This window comes from Nostoc sphaeroides (genome assembly GCF_003443655.1).
GTDB lineage: Bacteria > Cyanobacteriota > Cyanobacteriia > Cyanobacteriales > Nostocaceae > Nostoc > Nostoc sphaeroides.
In genome coordinates this window covers 293153-312716 of record NZ_CP031941.1, presented here as the reverse complement: position 1 = coordinate 312716, position 19564 = coordinate 293153, and the positions used below count along the sequence as shown (strand labels likewise).

Sequence of the window (19564 nt, the reverse complement as noted above, 5' to 3'; positions counted from 1 at the left end):
AAGTATACTAATAACAAAAGAACTAACTTATTAGTATTTGTTTTTATAATGATTTGTCTATATTTACTGAGAAAATTATTTTTATTTTTATAATTAAGTATAATAAAAAATATTTTCTATGAAGTTACAGTAAAATTACTGAATTTAGAGTAAGGGCAAAGCAATCTAAATGAGGAATCATCGATTGATAAGGTGCGATCGCCACCGGAAAGGGCGGGTACGCCATCGCAGAGTGTCTTGTCCAGTTGCAAAGCAATCTAATAACCCTGTGACTGCTTTATTTCACTACCCTACGGGAAGCCAGCTTTAGCGTCTATGTTCTACTCAAAGTGACAGGATTATATTTTATTGTGCCCGTCTACTTAAGTATGTTGCTACAATAGCTTTATCATAATTTAGTTAATGGGCTGTTTACCACAGTTCTGAATTCGATGAATGTGTTACTTGATATGGGCAACGAGCTAGTACCGCAAGGCGGAAGTAACGCATTCACGCATTCAAAAATTTACCAAGCCCATAAATAAATTTAGTTGCTCTGTACCTTTTTATTTCTGCTCAAAAGTCAGACATGCTTTAATTTTGGGCTTTCTGTCCGTAATGAAATGGTAGGTTAGACATCTCCATAAATTAAATCTGCGTTACCGAGAACCCTTGTAGAGACGTAGCAGTGCTACATCAAAACAATTCTTTTTCATGATTAAAGGTCAATACGCTTGGGTTAAGGGCTACTGGCAAAAATTTTGGGTTTTTGAGACGCGATAAATCGCCGTTTTGACAAGAGACGCGATAAATCGCCGTTTTGACAAGAGACGCGATAAATCGCCGTTTTGACAAGAGACGCGATAAATCGCCGTTTTGACAAGAGACGCGATAAATCGCCGTCTCTACAAGTGTTTTCGTCTTATTTGAACTGTATTGGGTTAAAGGTAGGCAAACTTTTGCCACGGTGTACTAATGCGATCGCAGACTCTCGTAGGTGAGTTCCGCATTTGCCCAGTTGGTTTCTGCCAAAAATTCCCTAAATGTGGTCAGAAGTCCAGGAAACTCCTCTTCTGGTAAACGCCGGACATCGGCTTGATAACCTTCCTTGCGATACCACTGAATCAAATCGAACAGTTCCTTTTGCAGCAAGAGTAAGAAAATCCAGGCGGGTGTCTCTTTGTAGACCATTTACAGTTGTTCTGGTTCAGTAGAAGATTTAAGAATAATTCTGACCAATTATTCCTTGATGGTACAAGCCCCTAAATTTATTTATGGATAGATAAATTTTAAACAATGCAGGGTTCAGAGCAAGCGGATAAATCCTGGGGCTTTAATTGCGAATGGGCGAAAAAGCGAATTGTGCTGACATAAGCTAGATGCTGGTTTTTTGCTTTTATATAAGGTAGTAAGAAAATTTGGACACCGCATGGCAGATAACACCGATCATCTAAACTCCTTTCGGGCCTTGGCGCTGCAAGTTACCTGTCATGCAGTCAACCAAACAAGCGATCGCCTCCAAGCGCGATCGCTTATGCAAAACTCCATCAACCGCCTAGCACAACAAATTGCTGCCAGTATCGCTTTCATTGGCTTCGATTGTCGTTTAATTGTACTGCCAGAATATTTCCTGACTGGTTTCCCAATGGGAGATTCTCTCTTAGGATGGGCAGAAAAAGCTTGTATAGAAATGGCTGGTGCTGAGTATGAAGCACTTGGTAAAATTGCCCAAAAGCATAAAATCTTTTTGGCTGGTAACGCCTACGAAGTTGACCCCAACTTTCCCGGATTGTACTTCCAAACCTGCTTTATTATTGACCCTTCTGGCTCAATTATTTTGCGATATCGGCGGCTAAATTCCTTATTTGCTCCCACACCCCATGATGTTTGGGATAAATATCTTGACTGCTATGGTTTAGAGGGAGTTTTCCCCGTAGCCAAAACGGAGATCGGTAATTTGGCAGCTTTAGCATCAGAAGAAATTTTGTATCCAGAAGTAGCCCGGTGTCTGGCGATGCGAGGAGCGGAGATTTTTGTCCATTCCACCTCGGAAGTATACAACAAAAACCTCACGCCCAAAGATGCGGCAAAAATCACTCGCGCCGTCGAAAATCTCGCTTACGTAGTTTCAGCCAATACCGCAGGCATCGCTAATATTGCTATCCCCATTGCTTCGGCTGATGGTGGTTCTAAAATCATTGATCATCGCGGAATCGTTTTAGCAGAAACAGGTGCAGGTGAGAGCATGGCAGCATTTGCCGAGATTGATTTAGGAGCATTACGCCGCGATCGCCGCCGACCGGGGTTAAATAATTTACTTTCCCGCCAACGATTTGAACTATACGCCGAAAGTTATCGCCAATCACACTTTTACCCCGCTAATACTATGCTGGAAACAGAAGTAGACCGCAAACACTTCCTCCAAACGCAGCAAGCCACTATTGAACGGTTAGCCAAACTGGGAATTATTTGAATTGGGGAATGGGGCATTGGTCATGGGGCATTGGAATACAAAAAAATAACTCCTAACTTCTAACTCCTAACTTCTAACTCCTAACTCCTAACTCCTAACTCCTAACTCCTAACTCCCAATGACAAAACCAATAGAAGTCCGCAATCCCCGAACTGGCAAATTTGACTACGTAATTATCCCGCCGCCCCCAAGGCTGCTGGCACAACAATGTAAGCGCACCCGCAGGGCGCAAGTTCGCTGGCAGCAACTGGGTTTAGAGGGGAGAATTGAAGCCTTACAGCAGTGGAAGGAAGCGATATTATCAGGGCGCGATCGCCTCACAGAAGCTTTGGTAAATGATACCGGAAGATTATCGACCTCAGTATTAGAAATAGATTCTTTCCTCTCTAGCATCGATCGCTGGTGTAAGTTAGCGCCGGAATTGCTACAAGATTCTGCCAAAAACACAGCAATTCCCTTTATCGCTTTGCAACAAACATCGGTTCCTTATCCGCTAGTTGGGGTAATTAGCCCGTGGAATTTTCCACTGTTACTATCAACCATTGATACCATTCCGGCATTACTGGCGGGTTGTGCTGTCATTGTTAAACCCAGTGAAATTGCTCCCCGCTTCGTAGCACCACTGAAAACAGCAATCAGCGTCGTTCCTGAATTGCGCGACGTATTAACTTTTGTTGAAGGAGCAGGCGAAACTGGATCTGCTTTGATTGATAATGTAGATTTGGTATGCTTTACAGGCAGTGTAGCAACAGGGCGAAAAGTAGCTGAAGCGGCTGCTAAACAGTTTATTCCGGCTTTTTTGGAATTAGGAGGAAAAGACCCTGCGATCGTTTTAGAATCAGCCAATTTAGAATTAGCAACTTCAGCAATATTGTGGGGTTCCGTCGTCAACACCGGACAGTCGTGTTTATCAATTGAGCGAATTTATGTTGCTGAATCGATATTTGAAAAATTTTACCATCAACTAGTAGCGAAAGCACATCGCCTTCAACTAGCCTACCCCACAGTCGAAAGTGGAGAAATTGGCCCCATCATCGCCGAAAAACAAGCAGCAATTATTAGCAACCATCTTTTAGATGCAGTGGAAAAGGGAGCAGTAATTCACTGCGGCGGCGTAATAGAAGATTTAGGTGGGGGTTGGTGGTGTCGTCCAACAGTTCTCACCCAGGTTAATCATTCCATGAAAGTGATGACCGAAGAGACTTTCGGCCCCATTATGCCAGTAATGTCTTTTTCCAAAGTAGAAGAAGCAGTGTCTTTAGCGAACGACTCAATTTATGGATTGAGTGCTGCTGTCTTTGCCTCAGAAGCCGAAGCCTTAGAAGTTGCCCAACAGATAGATGCAGGTGCTATTAGTATCAACGATGCTGCACTTACTGCCCTCATGCACGAGGGAGAGAAAAACGCCTTCAAATTCTCCGGTATGGGAGGGTCACGCATGGGTGCAGCCGCGCTGAAACGGTTCATGCGAAAAAAAGCTATTTTGATTAAAACTAACGATACTAATGACCCTTGGTGGTTTGAGACTGGGGAGTGACTGCCATCATTACTATGTAACTCATTAGCTTAACCAATGGCGTAGGCGTAGCCCGTCGTAGACATCGCTTCTGACACAGTTTCGTCTACGATAACCAAAGCACCTGGAAGAATTTTGATGTTTTGGTTCAGAACACGAGGCCATTCGTTCAGAACACGAGTTCATTCGTTCAGAACACGAGTTCATTCGTTCAGAACACGAGTTCATTCGTTCAGAACACGAGTTCATTCGTTCAGAACACGAGTTCATTCGTTCAGAACACGAGTTCATTCGTTCAGAACACGAGTTCATTCGTTCAGAACACGAGTTCATTCGTTCAGAACACGAGCTTATTCGTTCAGAACACGAGCTTATTCGTTTACTTGGTCAGTGGTCTGGTATAACGATGAAGATGTGCCAATCGCAGTGCAATTCATTTCATATTGGGAAAACCCTACGTTACTATTGGAGCTAGAAGCCATTATTTTAAGAGCTAGCGAACCTCCTTACAACGTCCAAATTCCAACCGAAGGGTAGTAAAGCGATGCAAGCAAAACTCCAAGAGCAACTTTCCCCCAATGATGCCGAAGTTATTTTAGGATGCTTACCTGAAAGAATTCGCGTCGCTCTAATTGCTCGTGCTACTGAAATTGAATATCCAATCGAAGCAGTTATTGAGATGGCGATCGCAAGTTTTCTCGACACAGAGGCATTGGGTTTTGCAGATTGCAAGCCAGGGCGTGGACAATAAAAGCGTCAACTGGCGATCGCAGTCAGCGGGACTGACGAAAGATATTGGTGTGGATACAGAAGAACATTAGAAGCCGACGATAAACGCGTAGGCGTAGCCCGCCGCAGGCATCGCTTGGAAGAAAACGGAATTCGTTATGCATCGCGTCAAGTTATGCCAGCAACGATTAAAGCCGTCTTTGACCAATTATTCCTTGATGGTACAGAGCAACTAAATTTATTTATGGATAGATAAATTTTAAACAATGCAGGGTTCAGAGCAAGCGGATAAATCCTGGGGCTTTAATTGCGAATGGGCGAAAAAGCGAATTGCGAATTGTGCTGACAACCTTCCTCACTCCTCACTCATAATATGCGAACATAATTAAGTTGTAGCTGACTACCTGTACAGAGATTTAAAATGGATACCATTGCAATCCCTGTTCTGAATCGCCCAGTAGATGCCACGGTAGAGATTCCTGTTTCTAAAAGTATTAGCGATCGGGCATTACTCGTCGCGGCCTTAGCGCCAGGTGACTCGATTTTAGAAAATGCCTTATTTAGTGAAGACTGGCATTTGCTGTCACTGGCTTAAAGGTTCAGGCATTGTAATAAAAGACCCTGGTTGTACAGCGAAAACCTTTCCCGATTACTTTACTCGATTTTTCCAAATGTTAGAACAATAAAAGGTGAATTGCAATGTCAAATATTCGAGAAGGTATGCCCGTACTTGCCCGTCATGAAGGAGATTGGGTAGGAACTTATACAGTAATTGATACCGCCGGAAAAATCCTCGACAAGTATGAATCTCACTTAACTTGTCAATTTCCCGAAAATGGGCCTCATCCCTACTACCAAATCAATCGCTATAAATGGTCTGATGGTAAACAAGAGGAGTATGAATTCCCCGGAATCTATAAAGATAATAAACTTTGGTTTGACACCGATCGCATAGATGGAAAAGCCTGGGAAGCCGATGATTCAATTGTGATTTTGCGGTTTAGTTATAAAACAAACCCAGAAATGAGTTTATACGAAATGATCTACATTAGTCCTGACAATAACTATCGTGCCCGAACGTGGCATTGGTTTAAGAACAACCAAATCTTTCAACGCACCTTAATTCAAGAAGAACGGCTAAGATAGTAATTTATTCGCTCAGAGATAACCAATCATTATTCTCTAGTCCGCGCAGGTGGCCACTGAGCCTGTCGAAGTGCGGACTAGAGTTTGTGTAGCCACGATTTCCAGTCGTTAGGCTTTTATCAATTTCAACTTAGTAAGGTACACGCATGGCAAAAGGTGACAAAATAAACTTTTCTACTCCTAGTGGTTTCCCAGAATTTCTGCCTAGCGAAAAGCGTCTAGAATTATATTTACTAGATATCATCCGTAGAGTTTTTGAAAGCTATGGATTTACGCCCATCGAAACACCTGCTGTAGAACGTTTAGAAGTGCTGCAAGCTAAAGGGAATCAAGGCGACAATATCATTTATGGCATTGACCCCATCCTGCCACCAAATCGGCAAGCCGAGAGAGATAAATCAGGCGAAACTGGTTCAGAAGCAAGAGCTTTAAAGTTTGACCAAACAGTTCCATTAGCAGCGTATATTGCCCGTCATCTGAATGAGTTAACCTTTCCCTTTGCCCGCTACCAAATGGATGTAGTTTTTCGTGGTGAACGAGCGAAAGATGGGCGTTTTCGTCAGTTCCGCCAGTGCGATATTGATGTGGTTGCTCGTCGTGAACTCAGCTTGCTCTATGATGCTCAAATGCCTGCAATTATCACTGAGATATTTGAAGCAATAAATATTGGTGATTTTTTGATTCGCATCAATAATCGTAAAGTCCTTACAGGCTTTTTTAAGTCAGTAGGAATTACTGAAGATAAAATTAAATCGTGTATTGGTATTGTTGATAATTTAGAAAAAATTGGTGAAACTAAAGTAAAGCAAGAGTTAGAGAAAGAGGGAGTTTCAGGAGAACAGACTCAAAAAATTATTGATTTTATTAAAATAGATGGTTCCGTTGATGAAGTATTAGATAAGCTTAAGCATCTCGCCCAAAATTTATCAGAAACAGAGCAATTAAGCCTGGGAATTAGCGAATTAGAAACGGTAATTGCAGGCGTGCGTAATCTTGGAGTTGCCGAAAATCGTTTCTGTATTGATTTATCAATTGCCCGTGGACTTGATTACTATACTGGTACAGTTTACGAAACAACCTTATTAGGACATGAAGCTTTAGGTAGTATCTGTTCTGGCGGCAGATATGAAGAATTAGTCGGGGTATTCTTGGGTGAAAAAATGCCTGGTGTAGGTATTTCTATAGGATTAACTCGCTTAATTAGTCGCTTGTTAAAAGCTGGTATTCTTAGTACCTTAGCTGCTACACCAGCCCAGGTGATGGTAGTGAATATGCAAGAAGATTTAATGCCAACTTATTTAAAAGTTTCGCAACATCTGCGTCAGGCTGGAATTAATGTTATCACTAACTTTGATAAACGTCCCTTGGGTAAACAATTTCAGCTAGCCGATAAACAAGGAATTCAATTTTGTGTAATTATTGGTTCCGAAGAAGCAGCAGCACAAAAGTCATCGCTGAAAGATTTGAAAACAGGTGAGCAAGTAGAAGTGCTACTAGTAGATTTGGCTGAAGAAGTTAAAAGAAGACTTGGCTAATATACTACGAAAGTTCTATATTTTACAGCAGTATCAACTTAAGCAATGGCGAATGGAATTCGCGGCTACAGAAACAAAGCCCACCTCCGTGGGCTAATATCAGGTTAGGTTAAACACTTATAATATCTGTAGGTTGGGTTGAGGAACGAAACCCAACATTTTATCCTTGTTCATGTTGGGTAACACTTAAGTTCAACCCAACCTACGCAGTTTATTGTTTTTGACACTAACACAAAGCGTGTTGGATTTTATGTAGGGAATTTCGATTGGGTTTCACCTTAATCAAGCAAAAATATATGACAATTCTCAACGCTCGTAATTTATCCTTAGAAGAAGTTCAGCGTCTGTTTGGCTTTCAAGAACAATACAGTGACTCATTTTCTAACTACTTATCTCTGGAACCTCTTACGGAAGTAGAACAGCAAGAACTTCTGCAAATTAGAAATGACTTTCGACGCTACCTTACAGCAGGGAAAGTTTCTGAAGGTCAGGTAAAGTTTCTTGCTGTTGCTCCTTTATTAAGATTAGCTGGTTTTTATCGCTATCCTATCGAGATTGTTTTAGAGGAGAATATTGCTGAGATTGAAGTTGAAGATGAAGATATTAAAATTAAAGGCAGATTTGATATTTTAGCTGTTAGTAAAGCTAAACATACTAAACCTCAAACATATTTTTGGGTACTGTTAATTGAATCTAAAAATAGTCAGGTTGATATTTCAACTGGTTTACCTCAGCTACTCACATACTCTTATAAAAATTTAGATAATCAAAAATCAGTTTGGGGATTAGTGACAAATGGTAGAAGTTATCAGTTTGTCTATATTGAACAAGGAAATCCCCCTATTTATTATCTGTTGCCGGAATTAAATTTAATGGAACGAGAGCGTTCAAGTCAGTTGTTACAAGTTTTAAAAGCAATTTGCCAGCTTTAATAAAAAATATATCGCATGGTAAGAATTATTTAAGCGATCGCTTTTGTCTGTAATAAACTTTAACCTCTCCCCAAGGAGCCTTACTCCCCAACGCTAGTAGGGTTTGTGATTACCAATATTTTTTAATCTCTCACTTCGTTGCTATCCCGCCTTGGAATTCTATTCCAAGGCTAATAGCTTAAGTCCTCTCAAGAGGACTCAACAAAAATTTTAGTCCACTTGAGTGGACTTGAGCTATTAGCCCAGAACTTAAGTTCTGGGCGGGATATGGGTGAAGCGCAATACTTTGACTGTTACAAAAAATCTGGGTCATGACAAGCCCTACTAGCGTTGGGGTTGTTCTTGTTAGGTCTATATTAAAACAATTCGCAATTCGCAATTCGCAATACTTCGGCTGCGCTCAGTACAAGTTCGCAATTACGTTTTGTGACGGGGATTTAGACCCCGACACTTTCACGCGCTGCTTGATAGAAGCAGAGGACTTAAACCCCTACCACTTGTTAAACTCAACTGCAAACCGCGTTAACGAGTATCAAAGACTCATTCACGAGTATCAAAGACTCGTCCGCGAGTATCAAAGACTCATTCACGAGTATCAAAGACTCGTCCGCGAGTATCAAAGACTCGTTAACGAGTATCAAAGACTCGTTGACGGAGTTCAAAGACTCATTCACGAGTATCAAAGACTCGTCCGCGAGTATCAAAGACTCGTCAGCGAGTATCAAAGACTCGTTCACGAGTATCAAAGACTCGTCCGCGAGTATTAAAGACTCATTCACAACTATATATCAAAGATTCATCAGGTTTTTGGCGAGTTTTCCGTGACTCCTGATACAATCTGATAAGGTATTAGCATCATTATGCACAACCGTATATTTACTACTTTATTTTTAATTTTATCTTTGGCTACAACACCCCAGCTTGTAGTTGCTCAAAACAATATAGAACAGCTATTTCAACAAGGCGACGCTGCCGAAACAGTGGGTAACAACTCCCAAGCTGAAACGATTTGGCGTAAAGTTTTGGAACTTGAACCCAATAACGGCAAAGCTTATAACAATTTAGGGAATGCTTTGCGGCGACAGGGGAAAATAGATGAAGCGTTAGCCGCTCACCAGAAAGCATTGCAACTCAATCCTAATGATGCTGAAGCTTACGTGGGTATAGGGAATGTGCTAAATGCTCAAGGGAAATCAGAGGAGGCATTAGCATCTCACCAGAAAGCCTTGCAACTTAACCCTAAGTTGGCTATTGCTTACAATGGTCTAGGCAATGCCCTGAGACAGCAGAAGAAATTAGATGCAGCAGTTGCCGCCTACGAAAAAGCAATTCAACTCAACCCCAACTATGCTACTGCTTACAACAATCTCGGCAATGCCCTGAGGGAGCAGAAGAAATTAGATGCAGCAGTTGCCGCCTTGCAAAAAGCCTTAACATTGCCAGATGATAATTCTCGAACTCCAACCACGCCTCATACTGCTGCTCATACTGCCTTGGGTTTATCATTCCAAGAGCAAGGAGAACTAAAACAAGCCATTGATCACTTTGACAAAGCAGAAGAAATTGACCCCAATTTTGTCTATGCCAGTAATAACAATATAGAAGCAAGGCGATTATGGACAGAGCAACAGAATAAACTAGCAAGCGTAGAAGACGATCGCCAATGGTTGCCTAAAGATGATCCAACTCTCCCACTTAAGCGTTCTGTGGTACGGATCACTGCGAATTTTCCTCTGAGTATTGAACGCCAGGGAACTGAAAGTGGAACTGGTGTAGTAATTAAGCGAGAAGACAACCGCACATTGATCCTCACTAATCGTCATGTCATTTTTGATGGCTATGAACAGGGTAAAAATATCCAAGTAGAATTTTTCAGTTCACCGCCATCAAACCGAGTGCGAATGCGGCGAGATGCCAAGCTATTCAAAATAACTACAGACAAAGAACTCGATTTAGCCGTTTTGGAAGTTATTGGTAAACTGCCAGAAGATATCCAGCCTCTACCTATTTCCTCAAGTGCGATCAGTCCAAAAATGCCCATTCAGATTATCGGTCATTCTGCTCAAAGAGGTGAAGATAAATCTTGGTCAATGGAATCAGGACAAATCAGCTATCAAAACCACCAATTAGAAATATCTCAAGCTTTACTCAAACCTGGTTATTCTGGCAGTCCTGTGCTTGATTCGCAAAATCAACTTTTAGGTATTGTCTTTGGTCAAAAAAAAGGTGAAGGCCGAGATTTGGCTTATCCCATGTCTGAGATTCAAAAACAACTGTCTACTTGGAAATTAAATAGACGCGATGAATCGCGTCTCTACAATAATTACGAATTACGAATTACGAATTTGTATTAATTTACCAATACTACGATCGCCATTTATCTCAATCACTAGATCAACCAATGTCGCATCTTTTACCAACGGCTTGATGAATAATTCCGGGTGAAGCGATCGCCAAAAATAATTGACAAATTGCTCTATCTCTGCATTGCTCATCCCCGATTTACCCGCAGCAATCATCTGCTGTTCCGCTTGTTTGCGCCACTCTAAAGAACAACGGTAATCAGTTGGATATAGCACAATTAAGCTGTCTAATCGCTCCCACAGTGGTAAATAATTGTAAAGACGATGATTAATATCACGGGCAAATGCTTTATCTTCATCTGTAATAATTGGCGGTGGTGCAGTGTCAAATACATCTGGATTAATTGGTCGCACACCCACAAACCAACCTTCAAATAGTACAATATCTATACCTGTAACGATTTCTGGAGTAGTGCGATCGCCAGCACCTCCAAAAGCAGATTTATCAAAGCGGGGAAGCATCACAGGACTTTGTAACTGGCGAATCTGATCTAGTACATTTAAACCTAAATCTACATCGTGGGTTCCTGGTGGCCCGCGCCAAATCAAGCGGGGATCTTGCTGTGTTAAAAGTAAGCGATCGCTGTAAGTTTTATATAAGTCATCCAAAGATAAACTCACAGTCCGATATCCCAACTGATCGAGAATCAAACTGAGAACCTTAGACATTGTGGTTTTACCAGTGCCTTGTCCTCCCAATATTCCTTGAATTAGGGGGCGTTCTAACTGTTGGCGCTGCGATGCTAATTTGATTCCCAAAGGTAGCCACAAGTCCCACAACACCTGTAACATTTCCTGGGGTTCGACTTGAAAAGTAGTTTGGCAGAATTGGCTAAAAGCTGGGAAGACAGATTTTAGTAAATGCGATCGCTTTTCTATCATCTCATCGACATTTTCCGGCGTGATGCCAAAAGCTTTTGCCCTTAACCCATCTGCTAACGCCGCTTCTATTGCTTGCTGCTTCTCCATTTCCCTCATCTCTCACCCTACGATCCCAGCTTAAAGGCTTCGAGAAATAGTCCGTACATGAAACCAACTTTGAGGAGATTTAATGAATCTATTAAGAGCGATCGCCTATCCAAAAAGCTCCGATGATAAAATATCCTACTGGTAATTTCCGTCAACATTACTAAAAAAGCAGCTACCACTATGTCTAATTCTGCTCGTTGACCGGCTGTAGTGGAAGCTACGTTTGCCAGAAAAAAACCTAGCAAAAAACTAATGATCAGCAACGATAACCGCCGCCAAGGATTTAAAAACCATTGCCCCAAGCGTGTAGCAATGGCATCGAATAAGTTATTGAGACGAGTGTTTTGCATCACATAGACTTCTGAAAAAAAGTCAAGATATCTTGAAATATCTTTTATATTAAGGAGGATATTGGTTTTAGCCTCAGCTTGTTTGTTAATATTATAGATATCTGCTGGGCTTTCAGCGTTGATTCAAATTTGCACATCCTATCATCTTTAGGCAAGTATAGCCCCTTAAAAGGCTGCTTATTATAACGCAAGATGAAATATGCATCTTAGGGTTTGGCAAAAAACGCCTTGTTGGGGCTGCTAGTGGTTTCACTAAATTTTTATTTTTATTTATACAAATGAAATGGCTGGCTCGGTATCTAATTTTCTTGTTTTTATCCAAGCCTACGGTCAAGACACAAAGCAATGGGTATCTCTACCCCAAGTTTATCAAGCATCAAGGAAATTATTTCCGCCAAATATTTTCTAATAATAATGATCCTTTTAATACATAAGTATCAATAATTTTAGGAAAGTCTATATTAGACTACTTTCTATGATTCCCTTTTGGGATAATAGGCTACTATTTGGTCAAGCTTAGACAAAATATTTATTTCTAATAACTCTCAATATGAAATCCTCAGTATATCGTAACGTCGGTATTACAGTTTTTTGCTTGGGACTGCTTGTTGCTCTGGTGGGATGCTTTGGAGTAAGCGTATCCTTTGAGTCTACAAACCCAGATACATCTTCACAACCGCCGACTGAAACTACTCAGTGGGAGACGGCTTCCTCTACACCCGTTTCACCTGAAAAGGGTATTTCCGCTAGTCTATCTACTTCAGCAACTACCTCAACCAATCAAGTAGAACCTAATATTAAAGAAAATACTTATCCTGTCTTGGCAGAGCGTGATAAATCAGCTAGCAAAAGCAAAGATCAAGGAACTTTGCGAATGAGCAATCAAACAAATCAGCCTGTACGGTTGGCTCTACTAGCGCGACAGCCGCTTGCAAAAGGCTCTGGTAGTAAACAGGCTAACTATGATGTACCAGCACATTGGGATTTTGCTCCCCAAGAAGGTAGTGAGAAGGGACTGATTTTATCCCTACCTCAAAATAATTTAAAGCTAGAGAAGGGAGATATTTTAGTTGCTTTTGCACAAGATGGTTCCCGTCGTTACTGGGGCCCCTATGTTGTCGGCGAAACTCAATTACCTAAATGGAATTCCCAAAACAGAGAATGGCAACTAGTGCTGAGTCCATAGTTGAGATTTAGTAGTACTAGTGGTCTGTCAAGAAATAATTGACGGATAGATTCCTTGTAGAGACGGCGATTTATCGCGTCTCCCTAACCGTTTATCGCGTCTCCCTAACCGTTTATCGCGTCTCCCTAACCGTTTATCGCGTCTCCCTAACCGTCAAATTCATTTTGCTAGGTTTGTAGTGAGCGATTTATCGCTCAAATGAAGGACTAAAGTCCTTACTACGAACTTTTATACCTCTTCCACTAGACGGCGGAAATAGAGCAACCATTTATAATCCCTAAAAAGCTTATTCCATAATACTTTTGAATGCGTGACTTCCGCCTTGCGGTACTAGTACAAGTCGGCGTAAATACGCCTACCATTTTCAAAGACTGCAAAGGTTGATTTTTTCAGGGTTTGTAATGGTGGGTTTATTTCCGCCATGCTGTACTAGCGTGTTGGAGAAGTTTTTCTGACAACTTGAAACAACTGGCGTTACTGAACGGGAAAAAGTGTAATATTGTTGAGTTTAAAACTCCGAAGAACAAAAGATAGATAATCAACGACTATTGAGTAGTGATTGTTGACTATTGACTAATGAGCATGAAATTGAGTGTTAAGCACAATGTTGATCAGTGGTTCAACAAAATAGCAAAGAATCCAGCCCTTGGTAGAACTGTGTCGATTTTGTGGTTGATATTGATTGGCTGGATAGCTTTTGGGTGGAATTTGGGCAACATTGGTTTGATTGATGAGACAGAGCCATTGTTTGCCGAAGCTTCCCGCCAGATGTTTGTCACAGGTGATTGGATTACCCCATTTTTCAATGGTGACACTCGTTTCGATAAACCTGCTTTAATTTACTGGTGTCAGGCGATCGCTTATGCAATTATAGGGGTGAATGAGTGGGCAGTACGCCTTCCTTCAGCGATCGCAGCCTTCGCCTTAGTTTGTTTAGTTTTTTATACCATACAGTGGTATTTCGCTAAACAAGACGAACTAGAGCAAGTTTCGCGTCCGACTCGCCGCTACAAAACATCTTTTATCGCAGCAGCCCTCATGGCACTCAATCCCGAAACTATTATTTGGGCGAGAACTGGTGTCTCTGATATGCTGCTCACTGGATGTATGGCATCAGCTTTGTTATGTTTCTTTCTAGGGTACGCAGGGGAGGAAAGCAGGGAGCAGGGAGCAGGGAGCAGGGAGCAGGGGGAAAATTCCTCTCCTCTGCGCCCTGCCCCCCGCCCTGCCTCTTCTGCCCTATTCCCTAATAAGTGGTATATAGCTTTTTATGTGCTAATTGCTGGCGCAATTTTAAGTAAAGGGCCAGTGGGAATTGTTTTACCAGGGCTAATTGTTGCCGCCTTTTTGCTTTATGTGGGAAAATTTCGAGAGGTGTTGTCAGAAATGCGCCTTCTCGTGGGTGTATTGATAATTTTAGGTTTATCAGTGCCGTGGTTTGCTTTAGTAATTTGGCGCAATGGCTGGAATTATATTAATGCCTTTTTTGGTTACCACAACCTGGAACGCTTTACAGAAGTAGTTAATGGTCACTCAGCACCTTGGTATTTTTACTTTTTAGTAGTGTTGCTGGGTTTTGCGCCCTACTCAGTGTATTTACCACTCTCTGTAGTAAGACTAAAGTTTTGGCAGCGATCGCACTGGCGATCGCTTGAACGTTTTCAACAGTTTGGTTTATTTGCCTGGTTGTGGTTTGCTACCATCTTTGGCTTTTTCACCGTTGCTGTTACCAAACTCCCTAGCTACGTGTTGCCTTTAATGCCAGCAGCAGCAATCTTGGTAGCCTTGTTATGGAGCGATTTTTTCCAGGATACAGAGGCTAGGCAAACAATTCCTGTTTCTTCCTCTCCCACTCCTCCTATCTCTCCCTCTTTTCTGGGAGTCAGTGGTTGGGTGAATGTAGTATTTTTATCAGTTCTGGCAACAGCACTGTTTAACATAACCCACATATTAGGTACTGATCCAGCTATAAGCAACTTCCACGAACAAATTCAACGAACTGGTTTACCAGTAATAGCCGGGGTAATGTGGCTAGTTTGTGCCGTTTTAGTTGCAGCTTTATTACTAAATCGCCAATGGAACCAGGTTATCGCTATTAATTTAATCGGGTTTGTAGCGTTTTTAATTTTTGTCTTAACCCCTGCTTCGTTCTTTATTGATCGAGAACGTCAATTACCCTTAAGGGAATTGTCTGCGGTCATTCTAGAAGCAAAAGAACCAAATGAAGAATTGATCATGCTTGGCTTCAAAAAGCCTAGTGTGGTATTTTACAGCCACATTCATGTAAATTATTTAGGACTTCCCCAAGAGGCTATAGACCATATCAAAAACCAGGCTGCCAAAGGACTAAAACCTGCCTCAGTGCTGCTATTGGCTGAACAGAAAAAGTTTTTACAAATGGACTTGCAGCCAGATGATTACAAGAGTTTATCGACCAAGGGTGCTTATAACTTGGTTCGAGTTCCTTTTAAGAAAAAGAAAAGTGAAAAAATGGATATTTCATAAATTGTCATTAGTCATTTGTCCTTTGTCCTTTGCGAATAACCAATGACGAATGACTAATGACTAATGACCCCATTAACATTTGTGATTGTAACCATTGACAGCTAAAGCATGATTGATCTGGTTTAATAGGTCTTCCATTGATATCGATCGCGGTAATATTTGGGTAGCGATCGCACCAACAATAGTTTCTATCGATTCCAAACCATTCTTCTTCTGCTTGTCAATATCCTTATCAGCTACCCCCCCAGGCTGGAAACTGGTTTCTAGACGATTTAATCGCTGATTTAGTACTAAAATTGGTGGTAATTTGTCAGGCGAATCTCCCAATGTTTTCAAAGCTCTTAGCACATCTTTGTGGATAGCGGATTCTCCTAAACAAATTAGCAGTAAGTCAACACTTTGGTGGCGAATTTGTTGTAACACTTCTGCCCAACAGGGACTCATCGCCGCTTTGAAGCCTGCTGTTTGTAGGTACTGAATTAAAGCTTGGAACCACTCAGATCCCCGTTGAGCAGTTTCACTACTAATTGAGCAATTCTTTGCTGCCCGATAACCCTTAACTTGCTTGCGTCTTACCTGTGGTAAATCACGCAGCATTGTTAAATCCACTACCAAGATGTTAGGAGGACAGCAAATCCCAGAAGCAATTTCCAATACTGATAGTAAGGCATCTGTTTTCTCCGTGCGACTGCTGTTGTCTTTAGCAAATGGTGTTAAGTAAGGAAATACAGATAATTCTGGGATTTTAGAAGCTATTAGGGTGGTTGCGACATCGCAAGTAACTAGTGGGATAGCCGCCAAACGTGGGTGCTGAATTAGTTGTTGCAGATAAATTTGGGCGGTGGTACTTTCGACATCTAGCAAAATGACATCAAACTGCCATACCCGCGCCAAAAGTTCTGCTTGATCTAGGTCATCTACTTCAATCACCCGGTGTTCTCGAAGTGAGGGGTGGGGATTGACAGATTCCAATTGGGGATTCACCAACCTGAGAATTCGCAGTGGGGTTTTAGTTGGGATAATTGCGCTGTTGTTTGACCCTTGCGGCAAAACTGCTGGTGAAGTACATAATTTTTCGAGAACTGGTGCTAAAAGGTGATTCTCTACTGGCAAGCTTAAGAAACCATCGGCTCGGTTAGCAAATGCTTGCTCCTTTTCGGCTGCCGTCGCTGTCACAATTACAGATATATGCCGGGTTGCGGTGTCAGATTTTAGTAAAGTTAGCACATCCCAGCCTGATAGTAGGGGTAGCAACGGATTCAAAAATATCGCTATTGGTTGCAAGCGCCGAGCTTTTTCGACTGCTTCTGTCCCCGATCGCGCAATCACTACCCGATATCCTAAACCTTTAAGTTGTTCGGTCAAGTCTTCAATATATCGGGCTACTGCCTCGACTACCAAGACCAACCGTTGCGAACTGGCAAGATGATGCTGTACGGGCGTACTAACATGCTGACGATCTGCGGAATTTTCCCGTCTCTGTTGGTGTCGTGTTTCTTCCTCTTGTGTGATTCCCATATCTGGTTCCGAAAAGCCTGTTTTCGGGGGACTGGGCGGCAGAAGTAGTGTAAACTGGCTACCTTTTCCTTCACGCGATAAGAAACTGACATCTCCGCCGTGGAGACGAGCCAAGGCCCGGGTTAATACCAGCCCCAAACCAGTGCCTTCAAATTGGCGGGTGAGGGGATTTTCTAGTTGTTGGAATTTTTGAAAGATTAAGTGTTGCTGGTGTTCAGGAATGCCAATGCCTGTATCCCAAACGGTAAAGGCAATCCATCCTTCCCAACGACTCACCCGTAGCCCGATTTCGCCAGATAATTCGGTGAATTTAAAGGCGTTGGAAAGTAGGTGTATTAGCATCTGACGCAAGCGTAATTCATCTGCCACTATCTGGTCTAAACCTAGTTCAATGGAAAGGCAGAATTGGGGAGCAGATGAACGGGCATTTGCAGGTTGTGAGGCAGATGCTTTGGTAGTTTGAGTGTGGATGGCTTTAGCATCTGATAAGGCGCGATCGCACACAGCCTGAATTTTCACCGGAGTCAGCGTCAAATCCATTTGTCCCGTTTCCATCCGGGTCAAATCTAAAATGTCATTAACCACGCTCATCAGGTGGCGTCCGCTTTGATGAATTAGTCCCGCATAACGGGCTTGACGCTCGTTGAGTTCTCCCAACTGCTGATCCACCAGCAACCGCGATAATCCCAAAACGGCAGTTAGGGGAGTTTTCAGTTCATGACTAATACAAGCTAAAAACTCGTCCTTCAACCGATTTAGTTGAATTAAATCGGCGTTTTTTGCAGCCAATTCTTTACAAAGCTGCTGCTGTTCAGTCACATCAGTAGCTAAAACTAACCACAAATCATCGCTGAGTGCAACCTCAGCTTCACCACCCATGACTTGAAACTCAGGACTATCTAACGGAATTTTGGCAAATTGCCAGATTTGTTCTTGACCATTTTGCACTTCGACAACGCAAGTACAAGTCCCTACTTGACTATCCAAATAGCAGCGACTGTATACAGGATCTGGTGATGCTTCTTGCTGGCTTAGTTCCTCTTCACCACCATGCTCATTCTCCCTACCATTGGGATAAACCTTGATTCCTCGTTGGCTGACATATTCTGATTTTTCGGAGGGATTAGGAACAAGTATTGCCTCCACCTGTTGCCTAACTCCTTCTGGATCTTTCAAGGCTCCTAATTGCTCCCACCAGGCGGGATTTCGGGCTACCACCTCGCCAGTACCCGTTTGCAACATCAAAGGCCAAGGCAGTCTTTCCAGCAACTGTACCAGTGGCTGGTGTCCCAATGATTTGGGTTGATTTGGCGGCTGCACACCAGACGATCTCTCGATGCCTGAACTTTGTAACCCAGCCATGCGTTCCTTAGCCAGCGATCGCAACAGGCAAGAACTATCCAGCAGCCCCAAATATTGACCATTAGAGTCAATCAGCGCCCAATCTAAGTTCTGTTGTTTTTCGGCTTGGGCATAACTCAAGTGCAAGCCTAATTGCTCTACACGCTCAGAAGCTGATATTGTCTGTATTGGCTCAATTAGACCTTGACCCCAAATAGAGATTGATTGATGTAAATTTAGATTTTTATCGTCACTATGTGCTAATAATTTTTGGATTAAACGGGCAGAATACAGCAAACCGATGGGGGATTGCTGTTGATTCACTACTACCAAGCGATCGCACTGCTCTTGCTCAAAAATCTCCAACACCACTGCTAGGGAACTTGTTTGGGGGCAGCTAGGTACGGTTGCCTGAAAGTCATAAAGCGGGTAATCTAGCATTAACATAGGGCTTTTGGGGTCATTCTTCCTGTGGAACCCTCCGGCATTTCCATCTGCCAACTCTTGATGGTGTTTTCGCCTGAAGCCATATCCTCTAAGAAGACTCATATAAGCAACTCTGGTTATTTCAACGCCATTAAAAAAACGGGATTTACCCTCACGGGCACTTTTGCGTCCTTTATATTTTTCCAAGAGGCCACGTTTCTAAGTTCTAGCAACTAGCCTCCCCAGTGTCTTACTGGTATTTAAACTCCTCATCGATAGCGACAGCTAAAACAATTATGGCCCCAAAGAATCGCTTTAGAACCTTGAGGAATTATAATGATTTAGAATGGGACAATCCTTTAAGTTCGTTTAAGTATCTTATCAAGGAGCAAAATAAAAAAATATATCTATCTATATAGATATGCAAGTAATAGATTAACTACTGTGTCTTGCTATGCCGACAAATACCTCATCATCAAAGACCTACTAAGTCTAATTACTCAGTTTCTGCAATAAGTTGTTGAGTGAATAGGGGCGCAAGGCGTAAATCAAGCTACCATTTTAAACAAGTAAAAGTCTTGATATACAACAATTTC

The 19564-nt window shown here is 42.1% G+C and carries 16 protein-coding genes and 1 pseudogene; 11 read left to right on the top strand and 6 right to left on the bottom strand.

Features of this window, described 5'->3' with window-relative positions; genetic code table 11:
* Positions 1-675: 675 nt before the first annotated feature.
* A complete protein-coding gene (locus D1367_RS30010) occupies positions 676-945 on the bottom strand; it encodes a hypothetical protein (protein WP_147337320.1) in 270 nt (89 codons plus the stop codon).
* Positions 946-951: 6 nt separating this feature from the next.
* Positions 952-1170, bottom strand: a complete 219-nt coding sequence (locus D1367_RS01520) for a hypothetical protein (protein ID WP_228674674.1) — start codon at positions 1168-1170, stop codon at positions 952-954.
* Positions 1171-1408: 238 nt separating this feature from the next.
* On the opposite strand from D1367_RS01520, the gene D1367_RS01515 reads away from it, so the two are divergent.
* From D1367_RS01515 to D1367_RS01480, 7 genes and pseudogenes are all read left to right on the top strand, one after another.
* Positions 1409-2452 carry a nitrilase-related carbon-nitrogen hydrolase gene (locus D1367_RS01515; protein ID WP_118162059.1) on the top strand — a complete coding sequence of 348 codons (1044 nt, stop codon included), beginning with the start codon at positions 1409-1411 and terminating at the stop codon, positions 2450-2452.
* Between the two features lie 118 nt (positions 2453-2570).
* Positions 2571-3989 carry an aldehyde dehydrogenase family protein gene (locus D1367_RS01510; protein WP_118162057.1) on the top strand — a complete coding sequence of 473 codons (1419 nt, stop codon included), beginning with the start codon at positions 2571-2573 and terminating at the stop codon, positions 3987-3989.
* Positions 3990-4512: 523 nt separating this feature from the next.
* Positions 4513-4719 carry a hypothetical protein gene (locus D1367_RS01500; RefSeq protein ID WP_118162054.1) on the top strand — a complete coding sequence of 69 codons (207 nt, stop codon included), beginning with the start codon at positions 4513-4515 and terminating at the stop codon, positions 4717-4719.
* A 399-nt stretch (positions 4720-5118) separates the two neighbouring features.
* Positions 5119-5268: pseudogene (locus D1367_RS01495) on the top strand (3-phosphoshikimate 1-carboxyvinyltransferase); the annotation flags it as partial.
* Positions 5269-5396: 128 nt separating this feature from the next.
* The gene (locus tag D1367_RS01490; RefSeq protein WP_118162051.1) at positions 5397-5843 is read left to right on the top strand and encodes a DUF3598 family protein; all 447 of its coding nucleotides are present in this window, start codon (positions 5397-5399) and stop codon (positions 5841-5843) included.
* Positions 5844-5989: 146 nt separating this feature from the next.
* Entirely contained in the window at positions 5990-7378 is a 1389-nt protein-coding gene (gene hisS, locus D1367_RS01485) for a histidine--tRNA ligase (RefSeq protein ID WP_118162049.1), read from the top strand.
* 296 nt (positions 7379-7674) lie between these two features.
* Positions 7675-8310, top strand: coding sequence for a restriction endonuclease subunit R (locus tag D1367_RS01480; protein ID WP_118162047.1), 636 nt, complete (start codon positions 7675-7677; stop codon positions 8308-8310).
* A 506-nt stretch (positions 8311-8816) separates the two neighbouring features.
* Here the strand turns inward: D1367_RS01480 and D1367_RS01475 are convergent.
* Entirely contained in the window at positions 8817-9089 is a 273-nt protein-coding gene (locus tag D1367_RS01475) for a hypothetical protein (protein WP_118162045.1), read from the bottom strand.
* An 81-nt stretch (positions 9090-9170) separates the two neighbouring features.
* Here D1367_RS01475 and D1367_RS01470 point away from each other — a divergent pair, with 81 nt between their 5' ends.
* On the top strand, positions 9171-10664 hold the full coding sequence (locus D1367_RS01470) for a tetratricopeptide repeat protein (protein ID WP_118162043.1): 1494 nt from the start codon (positions 9171-9173) through the stop codon (positions 10662-10664).
* On the opposite strand, the gene D1367_RS01465 is transcribed toward D1367_RS01470, so the two are convergent.
* Positions 10641-11642 carry a glycerate kinase gene (locus D1367_RS01465; RefSeq protein ID WP_410477547.1) on the bottom strand — a complete coding sequence of 334 codons (1002 nt, stop codon included), beginning with the start codon at positions 11640-11642 and terminating at the stop codon, positions 10641-10643. The genes D1367_RS01470 and D1367_RS01465 overlap by 24 nt on opposite strands.
* Before the next feature lie 17 nt (positions 11643-11659).
* Entirely contained in the window at positions 11660-11992 is a 333-nt protein-coding gene (locus D1367_RS01460) for a DUF565 domain-containing protein (RefSeq protein ID WP_118162039.1), read from the bottom strand.
* A gap of 550 nt (positions 11993-12542) precedes the next feature.
* Here D1367_RS01460 and D1367_RS01455 point away from each other — a divergent pair.
* The 3 genes from D1367_RS01455 (at position 12543) to D1367_RS01450 (ending at position 15683) form a co-directional block, all read left to right on the top strand.
* Positions 12543-13178 (top strand): hypothetical protein, encoded by a 636-nt coding sequence (locus tag D1367_RS01455; RefSeq protein ID WP_118162036.1) that lies wholly within the window; start codon positions 12543-12545, stop codon positions 13176-13178.
* Between the two features lie 38 nt (positions 13179-13216).
* A complete protein-coding gene (locus tag D1367_RS30320; protein WP_181985028.1) occupies positions 13217-13357 on the top strand; it encodes a hypothetical protein in 141 nt (46 codons plus the stop codon).
* Positions 13358-13754: 397 nt separating this feature from the next.
* Entirely contained in the window at positions 13755-15683 is a 1929-nt protein-coding gene (locus tag D1367_RS01450) for an ArnT family glycosyltransferase (protein ID WP_181985027.1), read from the top strand.
* Positions 15684-15755: 72 nt separating this feature from the next.
* On the opposite strand, the gene D1367_RS01445 is transcribed toward D1367_RS01450, so the two are convergent.
* Positions 15756-18989, bottom strand: a complete 3234-nt coding sequence (locus tag D1367_RS01445) for an ATP-binding protein (protein ID WP_181985184.1) — start codon at positions 18987-18989, stop codon at positions 15756-15758.
* Positions 18990-19564 lie beyond the last annotated feature (575 nt).

Bases quoted from the DNA above. Each gene is read 5' to 3' on its own strand.
- D1367_RS01520 (WP_228674674.1), bottom strand. From the start codon at position 1,170: ATGGTCTACAAAGAGACACCCGCCTGGATTTTCTTACTCTTGCTGCAA.
- D1367_RS01515 (WP_118162059.1), top strand. From the start codon at position 1,409: ATGGCAGATAACACCGATCATCTAAACTCCTTTCGGGCCTTGGCGCTG.
- D1367_RS01510 (WP_118162057.1), top strand. From the start codon at position 2,571: ATGACAAAACCAATAGAAGTCCGCAATCCCCGAACTGGCAAATTTGAC.
- D1367_RS01500 (WP_118162054.1), top strand. From the start codon at position 4,513: ATGCAAGCAAAACTCCAAGAGCAACTTTCCCCCAATGATGCCGAAGTT.
- D1367_RS01490 (WP_118162051.1), top strand. From the start codon at position 5,397: ATGTCAAATATTCGAGAAGGTATGCCCGTACTTGCCCGTCATGAAGGA.
- hisS (WP_118162049.1), top strand. From the start codon at position 5,990: ATGGCAAAAGGTGACAAAATAAACTTTTCTACTCCTAGTGGTTTCCCA.
- D1367_RS01480 (WP_118162047.1), top strand. From the start codon at position 7,675: ATGACAATTCTCAACGCTCGTAATTTATCCTTAGAAGAAGTTCAGCGT.
- D1367_RS01470 (WP_118162043.1), top strand. From the start codon at position 9,171: ATGCACAACCGTATATTTACTACTTTATTTTTAATTTTATCTTTGGCT.
- D1367_RS01465 (WP_410477547.1), bottom strand. From the start codon at position 11,642: ATGGAGAAGCAGCAAGCAATAGAAGCGGCGTTAGCAGATGGGTTAAGG.
- D1367_RS01460 (WP_118162039.1), bottom strand. From the start codon at position 11,992: ATGCAAAACACTCGTCTCAATAACTTATTCGATGCCATTGCTACACGC.
- D1367_RS01455 (WP_118162036.1), top strand. From the start codon at position 12,543: ATGAAATCCTCAGTATATCGTAACGTCGGTATTACAGTTTTTTGCTTG.
- D1367_RS01450 (WP_181985027.1), top strand. From the start codon at position 13,755: ATGAGCATGAAATTGAGTGTTAAGCACAATGTTGATCAGTGGTTCAAC.
- D1367_RS01445 (WP_181985184.1), bottom strand. From the start codon at position 18,989: ATGTTAATGCTAGATTACCCGCTTTATGACTTTCAGGCAACCGTACCT.